A 9900-nucleotide genomic window follows, 5' to 3' on the forward strand; every position below is an offset into this window, starting at 1 on the left:
CGACAAGGACGTCAGCATGTTCGGCAACGATTTCTCCAACGCCACGGCCCTTTTCGAACTGAACGACGGAGGGGTGATGCGCACCAATGAAATGCGCCGCGTGGGCTACCCCTCGCACATCCGCGAATCCCGCTTCCGTTTCTTCGGAACCGAGGCCAGCTTCGAACAGCTCGCCACCGTCAGCGTGTGGCAGGACAAGAAAGCGGTCCACGACGTCTCGGCCCGGCTGGAAACCCGGCCCAGCATTCCGCTGGACGATCCGTCCCTGTCGGACGTCGCCCCCGAGCTGCGGGACGCCTTCATCTCCGGGCTGGCGCCGGTGCACGACAGCAGCCGGCTGCCGGAGGAATACCGGGGTGCGCCGAACGGGCACGAGGGGAGCCACCAGTTCCTCGTGGACGATTTCGTGACCGCGGTCAACAGCGGGTCCCTCCCGCCGGTCAACGCCTGGGTGGCGGCGCGCTTCACGCTGCCCGGCATCGTGGCGCACGCCTCCGCCCAGCGCAACGGTGAACGCCTGCCGATCCGCGATTTCGGCGGCGCGCCGCCCCGCAGCTAGCTAGCATGGACTCCATGACGACTTCGGCAGTGCACACCCCCCGCGGCCCGGTGACCCGCAAGGACGTCGCCCGCTACGCGGGCGTGAGCACCGCCGTCGTCAGTTATGTCGTCAACGGCGGGCCGAAGAAGGTGGCCCCCGCGACGGAAGCGAAGGTCCAGGATGCAATCCGCATCCTGGGCTACCGGCCGAACGCTGCGGCGCGGGCGCTGAAGCTGGGCTCCAGCGAGACGATCGGCCTGGTCATCCCGGACAACACCAACCCGTTCTTCTCGCTGCTGGCCCATGCCGTCGAGGACGCCGCCGCCGCACGCGGCTACGCACTGCTGCTGACCAACTCGGACGGAAACCTGGCCAAGGAACGCCGGAACATCCGCAACCTCGCCTCCCGCCAGGTGGACGGAGTGGTTCTCGCCAGTGTGCTGTTTGAACCGGACCTCGAGGCACTGGAATCGGGTGAGATTCCCGCGGTGCTCCTGAACCACGGCGGCAAGGCCCCCGGCTTCAACAGCGTGGGTGTGGACCTGGCAGCCGGCGCACGGATGGCGGTGGAACACCTGATCGGACACGGGCACACCAACATCGCCCTCGCCATGGGCACCAACGTTTCCCAGGACTACGACCTCCGGGAAGAGGGCTGGCTGCAGGCCCTTGCCGCGGCAGGGCTGCCGGAGGGTCCGGTCGTCCGTGGCACCTTCAGTCGGGACGGGGGCTATGCCGCCGGCCAAAGGCTGCTCGCCTCGGCGAACCGCCCGGCGGCCATTTTCGCCAGTTCGGACATGCAGGCGATCGGCATCCTGCGCGCCATCCACGAAGCCGGCCTCACCGCGCCGGGCGACATCGCCCTGACGTCCTTCGACGGCTCGGCCGAGGCCGAATACAGCTGGCCCGCCCTCACGACCGTGGAGCAGCCGGTCCGGGTGATGGCGGAAGCGGCCGTCAGCGCGCTCCTCGGGGCGCGCCGCGGGGAGCCAGCGGAGCACCGCATCTTCCCCACCGAGCTGCGGATCCGGCAGTCCTGCGGCTGCCCGGGGGCCGGAGTTCAGTAGCCCTGCGGGTTGTTCTTCTGCCAGCGCCAGTGGTCCTCGCACATCTGGTCCACCGTCCTGGTGGTGGACCAGCTGAGGTCGGCCAGTGCCGAGGACGCATCGGCCCAGAACGCGGGCAGGTCCCCGGAGCGGCGTCCGGTGATCTCGTAGGGAATTCTCTTGCCGGCGGCCTTTTCGAAGGCGCGCAGCACCTCCAGTACCGAGGAGCCTTTCCCGGAGCCCAGGTTCCAGCGGTAGACCCCGGGGCGGCCCGTGATGTGGTCCAGCGCGGCGACGTGGCCGTCGGCGAGGTCGACGACGTGGATGTAGTCCCGCTGGCAGGTCCCGTCCGGGGTGTCGTAGTCGCCGCCGAACACCATGAGCTTCTCACGCCGGCCCACCGCGACTTGGGCGATGAACGGCACGAGGTTGTTGGGAACGCCCTGCGGGTCCTCGCCGATCCGGCCCGACGGGTGGGCGCCCACCGGGTTGAAGTAGCGCAGCAGCGCGATCTGCCAGCGACTGTCGGCGGCACCGAGGTCCGCGAGGATGTCCTCGACCTGTTCCTTGGTGCGGCCATAGGGGTTGTTGGCCCCGATTTCCATCTTCTCGAGGTACGGGACCGGGTTGTGCTCTCCGTAGACGGTGGCGGAGGAGCTGAAGACGATCGAACGGACTCCACGGCGGTCCATGACCCGGAGCAGGTTCAGGGTGCCGACGAGATTGTTGTAGTAGTAGTGCAGAGGTTCCCGGACGGATTCGCCGACCGCCTTGAGCCCGGCAAAGTGGATGACGGCGTCGATCGCGTGCCCGGCGAAGACGGCGTCGACGGCGGACTCGTCCACGAGGTCCGCACGGTGGAAAACTGCAGGCGTGCCGCTGAGTTCGGCTACCCGGCGCAATGATTCCGCACTGGAGTTCACCAGATTGTCGATGACCACTACCTCGTGGCCGGCTTGCTGCAGTGACAGGACGGTGTGCGAGCCGATGTAGCCGGCGCCGCCGGTGACCAGGATTCTCATCGGACGCGCTCGGCTCCGGCGGCCGGGGTGACGGTGAAGATGTCCGGCGCAGTGAAGCCGGCGCCGGCGAAGGCGCGGACGACGGCGTCGCGGACCTGCTGCTCGTGCTGCACCGGGGTGAGGGCGATCGCCGAGCCGCCGAAACCGCCGCCGGTCATCCTCGCGCCGATGGCGCCGTGGCTGCGGGCCGTGTCCACGGCGAGGTCCAGTTCGGGGCAGGAGATCTCGAAGTCGTCCCGCATGGAGGCGTGGCTGGCATCGAGCAGGCGGCCGATTCCGGCCGGGCCCTCGGACCGGAGGGTGGCCACGGTCTGCAGCACGCGGTCGTTTTCGGTGACGATGTGGCGGACCCGCCGGAAGGTCACCGGATCGAGCAGCCCGCTGGCCTCCACGAGGTCCGCGACACCGAAATCCCGCAAGGCCTTCACGCCCAGGACCTCGGCTCCGAGCTCGCAGGACGCGCGGCGGGAGGCGTAGCCGCCGTCTGCGTGCGAGTGCGAGACCTTTGTGTCGATCACCAGCAGCACTAGGCCGTGCTCCTGCGCCTGGAACGGCACGAGTTCCACGGACTGGTCGCGGCAGTCGAGGAAAACGGCCCGGCCGCTCGCGCCGCGCAGCGACGCCGACTGGTCCATGATGCCGGTGGGTGCGCCGACGAAGACGTTTTCGGCATGTTGGGTGAGGGTGACCATCTCCTCGGCGGTCAGCCCGGCGCCGGTGAGTTCGTTCAATGCCGTGACGACGGCGCACTCGATCGCGTGCGAGGAGGACAGCCCCGCGCCGGGCGGGACGTCGGAGTCGAGCAGGAGGTCAAAACCGGGGACCTCGATGCCATGCTGCTGCAGGGCCCAGACCACACCGAGGGGGTACTTGGCCCAGCCGATGACGGTGCCCGGGGCCAGGGCGGCGGCGTCGGCTTCGACGAGCCCCTGGTCCCCGACGGTGGAGATTAGCCGGACGGTGGAGTCGCCCCGGAGCCGGACCGCCGTCGTCGCCCGCTTGTCGATCGCGAACGGCAGGACGAAGCCCTCGTTGTAGTCGGTGTGTTCGCCGATCAGGTTCACCCGGCCGGGGGCGGCCCAGATACCGTCCGGGGCCGCGCCGAAGGTCGCCTCGAAACGGCTGGTCAGACTGTCGGGCAGGCCGCCGGTCCCGGCGTCGGTGCGTGTGGTCGTGTTCATGCGGGGGCGCCTTCCGGGGTCAGTGCGGTGCGGGTTCCGGCGCCGGCCGGGGCGGAGGCGGCGTCGCGGGCCACTCCACCGGCCACTTCGCGCAGCCGGGCAGCGACGGATTCGGGGGTGGTGTCGTTGATGAAGGCGCCCATGGCGGCTTCGGAGCCGGCCAGGTACTTGAGCTTGTCGGCGGCGCGGCGGGGCGAAGTCAGCTGCAGGTGCAGATGGCCGGCCCGGCGCATGGCCGGCTCCAGCGGGGCCTGGTGCCAGGCCGCGATGTAGGGGGTCGGCGTCGGATACAGGGCGTCAAAGCGCTTGAGGAGTTCGGGGTAGAGCACCGCCAGTTCGTCCCGTTCCGCCCCGTTCAGGGCGGCGAGGTCCGGGACCTCGCGGTGCGGGACGAGATGGACTTCCAGCGGCCAGCGGGCCGCGAAGGGGACGTAGGCGCTGAAGTGTTCGCCTTCGAGCACCATCCGGCTGCCGTCGCCGCGTTCGGCCCGGAGCAGCGAGGACGTCAGGGTCGACGATCCGTCCGAGGCGCCGGCGTATTCGCCGGCCGCGGCGGCCAGGGCCGCGGCGCGCGGCGTGATGTAGGGGTAGGCGTAGATCTGCCCGTGCGGGTGGTGCAGGGTGACGCCGATGTCGGCACCCCGGTTTTCGAACGGGAAGACCTGCCGGATGCCGGGCAGGTCGCTGAGGGCCGACGTCCGGTGTGCCCAGGCGTCGATCACCGTTCGGGTGCGCCGCCAGCCCAGTTCGGCGAAGGATCCGGTGTGCTGCGGGGTGAAGGCCACCACTTCGCAGCGGCCGACGGCGGGGCCGGTGGTCCCCCAGCCGGGCGCCGCGGGAACGTCGTGCGTGGCGGGGCCGAGCGAGGGAAAGCGGTTTTCGAAGACGGCGACGTCGTAGTCCGGTGCCGGGATTTCCGTCTGGTTGGCCGGCGTCGTCGGGCAGATCGGGCACTGGTCTGCCGGCGGCAGGTGGGTCCGCGACTGCCGGTGCGCGGCGACGGCGACCCATTCGCGGCTGAGCGCATCGAAGCGCAGTTGGCCGGGTTCGGGGCGCGCCGGCAGGTCCCGGTGGTCCACGAGGGATTCCGCGGGGCGTTCGGCGGTGCCGGCGTCGTCAAAGTAGAGAATCGCGCGGCCGTCGGCCAGCCGGGTCGTCGTGGTTCGCGTCATGGTTTCAGTTTTACACGATAAAACATTTTCAAACAATAGAGAACAAAATAAAGCAGGAATTCTGTGTGTTTGGCGGTGCGCGGAAGTTAGGATAGACGCAGGAGGCCAGCCCAGTCGCCGTCGTCCTCACCCTATTTCCCCGTCAGCACCCACGAAGGACGCAGAATGCTAGCCGCAGCCCGCCATTCGGCCATCATCGCGGAGGTCCAGCGTGAGCGCATTGTCCGCGTCACGGACCTCGCGAAGCTACTGGGCGTGTCCCTCATGACGGTCCGGCGGGACATCGAGGCGCTGGATGCCGCGGGCGCCGTGGAGAAGATCCATGGCGGGGCGAAGATCCCCGGCGGCGTGGGCACCCACGAGCCCGGTTTCGAGCTGAAGGTCACGCAACTGCAGGACGAGAAGATGGCGATCGCGCATGAGGCGGCCGCCCAGGTCCGCGAGGGCATGGCCGTGGGGCTCAGCGCGGGCACCACCACCTGGGCGCTGGCGCAGCTGCTCTCCGCCGGCCCCCGGATCACCGTGGTCACCAATTCGGTGCGCATCGCAGACGTGTTCCACCAGAGTTCCTCCCCCTCCACCGTGATCCTCACCGGCGGCGAGCGCACGCCCTCCGACGCCCTGGTGGGGCCGCTCGCCACGTCCTCGCTGAAGCAGCTGCACCTGGACGTGCTGTTCCTGGGCGTCCACGGCGTGGATGCCGACGCCGGGTTCACCACCCCGAACGTGCTGGAGGCCGAGACGGACCGTGCCTTCGTCGCCGCCGCCCGCCGGGTCGTAGTACTCGCCGACCACACCAAATGGGGGACCCTGGGCATCAGCACCATCGCCGCCCTGGAGGACGCCGACGAACTCATTTCCGATGTGGGACTGCCCGGGGAAGCCCAGCGGATCCTCAGTGAGCGGGTGGGCCGGCTGCGGCTGGCGGGCGGCAGCACCCCTTCAGGTGCTCGACCGTAGTTTCCGCCAGCAGGACCGTGGAGATAGTTTTGGGGCATGACCGAAAGCTACAGGTACGACGTCGAGGTCCTTCACCTGCTCGTGTCCCCGGCCCACGCCTACTTCGGCCGCGCCCGCGAGGGCGCAGCTGACGTCTCCACGACAGACGCCGAGCGGGTCGAGCTGGTGGCCGGCAAGGGCATCGTCGGCGACCGGTTCTTCGGCAAGGCCGCGCACATGGATGCGGCCGTCACCCTGATCGCCGCCGAAGCCCTCGAGGCGATGGCTGCGGAGCTGGGAGTCGAGCCGTTTGACCCGCTGCTGACCCGGCGCAATGTTGTCCTCAAGGGGGCCCAGCTGGCTCCGCTGCTCGGCGGGGACTTCGCGCTGGAATCGCGCGGGGAACTTGTGCGGCTCCGGGCCGGACGGCCTGCGCACCCGTGTGCCTGGATGGACCAGATGCTCGCGCCCGGGGCGCACGCCGCCATGCGCGGCCGGGGCGGAGTGCGCTGCATGCCGCTCTCGGACGGCCTGCTGCACCGCGGGCCGGCCGTGCTGATCAGCCCCGTGCCGCTGGATCCCGGGCAGGCAGGAACCCCGACGCTGCTGCAACCCTCGCGCCTGCCGTAGCTGCCGGCGCTGGCCGGGAGCTGCGCGCGAGTCTGGCCTCTACGTGCCGGGGGGCAGGTCCGGCCGGGGCCGCAGGGCCCTCAGGGCGTCCGACCAGGCGATGACCTGGTCAAACAGGATCCCCAGGGCCCGCTCCGCCTTGTCCGACGGTGTGAACGTCCGGTAGTTCTCGAATTCGGTGGCAAGCGTCAATGCCACCTGGGCCCGCACGTCCGCCATCTGCAGTTCGCCGGCAACCTGCCGCAGGTGCTCCACGGCGCGGATGCCGCCCCCGCTCCCGTAACTGACAAAGGCGGCAGCCTTGTTGTTCCACTCCCCATAGAGAAAGTCCAGGGCGTTCTTCAGGGACGCCGGAATGGGTGGTTGTACTCGCCGGTCACGAAGATGTAGCCGTCGAAGCGGGCCACAGCCGCGGCCCAGGCGATTGTGTGGGCGTGTTCGTGCTGTCCCCGCGAGGGCGGCAGCGGCTCGTCCAGGAGCGGAAGACCAAAGTCGGCCACGTCAAGCATCTCGAAACTGGCGTCGGCGCGTTCCGTCGCGCGGGCATAGACCCAGTCAGCAACCGGCTTTCCAAGCCGGCCTGGCCGGGTGGATCCGACCACCACAGCAATCTTCGCCATAACAGCCACCAGTTCCCAAGGAACGCATCCTACTCAGGGAATAACAACCATCGGCCACCGGACGTTCCCGAATGTCCGGCCGCCGGAGTCATTTCGGCCGGCTGCGCGCACAATTGTAGGACAGGCAGGGCCACACGGCCCTGGGTTCCGGCGTCGAGGGCGGTACACCATGAAAGCGATTCAGGCCCGGGCCGCAGCGCTGCTGCTGGCGGCGCTGCTAGTGGGCGGGTGCGCCCCCGGTGGCGGAAGTTCCGGGGCGGCTACCGCGCCGGCGACCAGCACGACGACGGCGGGCGCTACCAGCGCGGCGACGGCGGCGGCCACCATCACCATCAGGAACTTCGATTTCGGCACGCCGGTGACGGTCGCACCGGGCGCCGTCGTGATGGTCACCAACATGGACAACGCGGCCCACACCGTCACTGCGGACCAGGGCTCGGCATTTGACGTCGATGTCCGGGGAGGCGGCGGGACGGGCACGTTCACGGCCCCGTCGGCGCCCGGCACCTACGCCTACCACTGCACCTATCACCCCAATATGCACGGGACGCTGACGGTTAAATGAACACGGCCCTGCGGGTGCTGACAGCCCTCGCGTTGTTCATCGATGCCGGCGTCCATATCCATCTGGCCCCGGGCTACCAGGCCGCCTCCCCCGGCGGGATCGGGCAGGGCACCCTGTTCCTGCTCGAATCCGCCGCGGCCGTGCTGGCAGGGCTCTATGTTCTGATCCGGGGCAGCAGAGCCTCCTACGCCCTGGCCCTGATAGTGGCGCTGAGCGGTTTCGTCGCCGTGGTGTTGTACCGCTACGTTGATGTTCCGGCCTTCGGTCCTTTCCCGGCGATGTACGATCCGGTGTGGTTTTTCGAGAAGTCGCTCAGCGCGGTCGCGGAAGGAGCAGGAGTCCTCCTGGCCGCCGTCGGCCTCTTCCGATCTGCCCCCCGGGGACGGACCGGCGCAGCCGGCTCGTTGTGACTGGGCCGGATCGCAGACTAGGCTGGGCAGCATGACGTTGGGGGACGCTATGAATAGACCGCTGCCCGGGGCTCCAGGGCACGAGCACAAGCACACAAAGCCGCACTCCGGAGCCGGCACCGCACCAACACCGGTTTTGAACCCCGTAGAGCTGCAGGCTCTGATCGATCACGTCGGCCCTGCTGCGGCGGCCAGGTTCGCGGATGATTTCCTCGACCTTCTTGAGGACCGCCTCAGCCGCGCGAACGATGCACTGGGCCAGTCAGATCCAGTCGCCGCCCTGAACGCCGTCCTCATCCTCAAGGCAAGCTCGGCAATGCTCGGAGCGGAGCAGCTGACCCTTTATTGCTCGGGCCTGGAGGTGGAACTCCGCGGACAACGGATACCCCACGCCGGCGCGCTCGCGCGGCTGGCAGCCGACTTCGCATCGGCTTTGCACGCTGTCGCGGGCGCGTTTCCCCGCGATGCCATCGTGCCGGTGCCAGCCTTATAAACCGTCATATGCCGTCGCCACCGATGCGCCCGGGCGCGAGTCGCCGGCTCCGCTGCCGGGTAGCCGCACCCCGACTTACCGCTTCCTAGACGACGATATGAAGTGAGGGGTGCGGGGGCCTCAGCCCCGTCCGGGGCCAGGTACGGGCAAAGGGGCCGGGGCCTTCTGTTTCACAGGGGTCCGTGGGTTGCCATTAACGGCTCCCTTGGCCTGACGGCGCCTCGGGGGGTGCAATGGTAGTGCCACATGTGAAGTTTGGGAGGTCCCGGCTATGTTTGAGCATACTTTCATTGGTCTGGATGTTCACGCGGTCAACGTCGTGGGCCATGCATTAAACCCGGACACCGGTGAAATCAGCACCCACACGATGGCCGCTGACCCGGCGATGGTCCTGGAGTGGATCCGCCGGTTCGAGCCGCCCGTCAAGGTCGTCTACGAGTCGGGGCCGACCGGGTTCGTCCTGGCCCGCTACCTGCGGGCTGTCGGCATCAGCTGCGTCGTCGCGGCGTCCTCGAAACTGCTGCGCGCACCCGGGGACCGGATTAAGACCGACCGGCGGGACGTGAACGCCATCCTGTTGCGCCACGGCATCCGCTACCCCAAAGAGACCAGATGGACGCAGGAACACAGCCGGTGACTGCACCGCCAGCACTTTGATGAACCGGCACTGCAGTTCACCTGCGTGGCCGACGTCGAGCAGGCGGAACTGCTCGCCACCACTCACACCACGACCGGACCGGCACACGATGAGCGGCCCCGGGAACCACAAAGCCAGGAGCCGCTCATCTCTGCCTCTTGACAACCCGGCCTACATATCAGCGAACGACGGGATGCGAAGCCCCATTTCGGCACCTTGGTCTGTTTGATCCAAAATGAGGGTGGTTGTGTAACGGGTTGGTTTCGGTTGGGTGGTGACCCATCCGGGGTGGGGGGTGTTTCCGAAGTACTCCTGACAGACCAAGCCGGACCCGCTGGAAAATGTCAGGCCGTGTTTCACGGCCGCGGGAACGGGAACATCCCATTGAACCATTTTCAAGGAGTACTGCCATGCGTACATCTCTCAAGACTTTCCTCGGCGTTGCCGCTGCCGGTTCGCTCATGTTCTCCCTGGCTGCCTGCAGCCCGGCCAACACTGCGTCCTCCGCTCCGGCCACCTCGTCCTCGGCGTCCTCTTCGGCTGCGGCTGAGAAGCCGAAGCCGCTGGCCTCGATCCCGGCGCTGACCGGGGTATCGACCGCGGTGAAGCTCGATGCGTCGTTCGCGAAGGCCTTGGAGACCCTG

12 protein-coding genes and 2 pseudogenes are annotated in these 9900 nt (G+C 68.5%); 9 read left to right on the plus strand and 5 right to left on the minus strand.

The window, feature by feature from the left end; translation table 11 throughout:
- Both BJQ90_RS04170 and BJQ90_RS04175 read left to right on the plus strand, forming a co-directional pair.
- Positions 1 to 559, plus strand: a pseudogene (locus tag BJQ90_RS04170) (gfo/Idh/MocA family oxidoreductase); the annotation flags it as partial.
- Positions 560 to 564: 5 nt separating this feature from the next.
- Positions 565 to 1608 carry a LacI family DNA-binding transcriptional regulator gene (locus BJQ90_RS04175; RefSeq protein ID WP_413463634.1) on the plus strand — a complete coding sequence of 348 codons (1044 nt, stop codon included), beginning with the start codon at positions 565 to 567 and terminating at the stop codon, positions 1606 to 1608.
- Here the strand turns inward: BJQ90_RS04175 and galE are convergent.
- Genes galE through galT form a run of 3 tightly spaced genes read right to left on the minus strand, consistent with a single transcriptional unit; the run spans position 1602 to position 4962 of the window.
- A complete protein-coding gene (gene galE, locus BJQ90_RS04180) occupies positions 1602 to 2609 on the minus strand; it encodes a UDP-glucose 4-epimerase GalE (protein ID WP_226759051.1) in 1008 nt (335 codons plus the stop codon). The genes BJQ90_RS04175 and galE overlap by 7 nt on opposite strands.
- Positions 2606 to 3790 carry a galactokinase gene (gene galK / locus BJQ90_RS04185; RefSeq protein ID WP_226759052.1) on the minus strand — a complete coding sequence of 395 codons (1185 nt, stop codon included), beginning with the start codon at positions 3788 to 3790 and terminating at the stop codon, positions 2606 to 2608. The genes galE and galK overlap by 4 nt, the downstream gene beginning before the upstream one ends.
- On the minus strand, positions 3787 to 4962 hold the full coding sequence (gene galT / locus BJQ90_RS04190) for a galactose-1-phosphate uridylyltransferase (RefSeq protein WP_226759053.1): 1176 nt from the start codon (positions 4960 to 4962) through the stop codon (positions 3787 to 3789). Before galT ends, galK begins: the two co-directional genes overlap by 4 nt.
- A 165-nt stretch (positions 4963 to 5127) precedes the next feature.
- Here galT and BJQ90_RS04195 point away from each other — a divergent pair, with 165 nt between their 5' ends.
- Complete coding sequence (locus tag BJQ90_RS04195; RefSeq protein WP_226759054.1) at positions 5128 to 5922, plus strand: DeoR/GlpR family DNA-binding transcription regulator; 795 nt, start codon at positions 5128 to 5130, stop codon at positions 5920 to 5922.
- 36 nt (positions 5923 to 5958) lie between these two features.
- Positions 5959 to 6531: an MOSC domain-containing protein gene (locus BJQ90_RS04200; RefSeq protein ID WP_226759055.1), complete on the plus strand. Its 573-nt coding sequence runs from the start codon at positions 5959 to 5961 to the stop codon at positions 6529 to 6531.
- A gap of 39 nt (positions 6532 to 6570) precedes the next feature.
- On the opposite strand, the gene BJQ90_RS04205 is transcribed toward BJQ90_RS04200, so the two are convergent.
- Complete coding sequence (locus BJQ90_RS04205; RefSeq protein WP_319004599.1) at positions 6571 to 6951, minus strand: NADPH-dependent FMN reductase; 381 nt, start codon at positions 6949 to 6951, stop codon at positions 6571 to 6573.
- The gene (locus tag BJQ90_RS22670; RefSeq protein WP_319004598.1) at positions 6873 to 7151 is read right to left on the minus strand and encodes an NADPH-dependent FMN reductase; all 279 of its coding nucleotides are present in this window, start codon (positions 7149 to 7151) and stop codon (positions 6873 to 6875) included. The genes BJQ90_RS04205 and BJQ90_RS22670 overlap by 79 nt, the downstream gene beginning before the upstream one ends.
- A gap of 169 nt (positions 7152 to 7320) precedes the next feature.
- Between BJQ90_RS22670 and BJQ90_RS04210 the strand changes: the two genes are divergently transcribed.
- From BJQ90_RS04210 to BJQ90_RS04230, 5 genes and pseudogenes are all read left to right on the plus strand, one after another.
- Entirely contained in the window at positions 7321 to 7716 is a 396-nt protein-coding gene (locus BJQ90_RS04210; RefSeq protein WP_226759056.1) for a cupredoxin domain-containing protein, read from the plus strand.
- Entirely contained in the window at positions 7713 to 8126 is a 414-nt protein-coding gene (locus BJQ90_RS04215) for a hypothetical protein (RefSeq protein ID WP_226759057.1), read from the plus strand. Before BJQ90_RS04210 ends, BJQ90_RS04215 begins: the two co-directional genes overlap by 4 nt.
- 136 nt (positions 8127 to 8262) lie before the next feature.
- Complete coding sequence (locus BJQ90_RS04220; RefSeq protein ID WP_226759058.1) at positions 8263 to 8619, plus strand: Hpt domain-containing protein; 357 nt, start codon at positions 8263 to 8265, stop codon at positions 8617 to 8619.
- A 271-nt stretch (positions 8620 to 8890) separates the two neighbouring features.
- Positions 8891 to 9256 (plus strand): hypothetical protein, encoded by a 366-nt coding sequence (locus BJQ90_RS04225; RefSeq protein ID WP_226759059.1) that lies wholly within the window; start codon positions 8891 to 8893, stop codon positions 9254 to 9256.
- Positions 9257 to 9666: 410 nt separating this feature from the next.
- A pseudogene (locus tag BJQ90_RS04230) lies at positions 9667 to 9900 on the plus strand (hypothetical protein); the annotation flags it as partial.

Source organism: Arthrobacter sp. SO3 (assembly GCF_020532825.1).
Lineage (GTDB): Bacteria > Actinomycetota > Actinomycetes > Actinomycetales > Micrococcaceae > Arthrobacter.

Bases quoted from the DNA above. Each gene is read 5' to 3' on its own strand.
- BJQ90_RS04175 (WP_413463634.1), top strand. From the start codon at position 565: ATGGACTCCATGACGACTTCGGCAGTGCACACCCCCCGCGGCCCGGTG.
- galE (WP_226759051.1), bottom strand. From the start codon at position 2,609: ATGAGAATCCTGGTCACCGGCGGCGCCGGCTACATCGGCTCGCACACC.
- galK (WP_226759052.1), bottom strand. From the start codon at position 3,790: ATGAACACGACCACACGCACCGACGCCGGGACCGGCGGCCTGCCCGAC.
- galT (WP_226759053.1), bottom strand. From the start codon at position 4,962: ATGACGCGAACCACGACGACCCGGCTGGCCGACGGCCGCGCGATTCTC.
- BJQ90_RS04195 (WP_226759054.1), top strand. From the start codon at position 5,128: ATGCTAGCCGCAGCCCGCCATTCGGCCATCATCGCGGAGGTCCAGCGT.
- BJQ90_RS04200 (WP_226759055.1), top strand. From the start codon at position 5,959: ATGACCGAAAGCTACAGGTACGACGTCGAGGTCCTTCACCTGCTCGTG.
- BJQ90_RS22670 (WP_319004598.1), bottom strand. From the start codon at position 7,151: ATGGCGAAGATTGCTGTGGTGGTCGGATCCACCCGGCCAGGCCGGCTT.
- BJQ90_RS04210 (WP_226759056.1), top strand. From the start codon at position 7,321: ATGAAAGCGATTCAGGCCCGGGCCGCAGCGCTGCTGCTGGCGGCGCTG.
- BJQ90_RS04215 (WP_226759057.1), top strand. From the start codon at position 7,713: ATGAACACGGCCCTGCGGGTGCTGACAGCCCTCGCGTTGTTCATCGAT.
- BJQ90_RS04225 (WP_226759059.1), top strand. From the start codon at position 8,891: ATGTTTGAGCATACTTTCATTGGTCTGGATGTTCACGCGGTCAACGTC.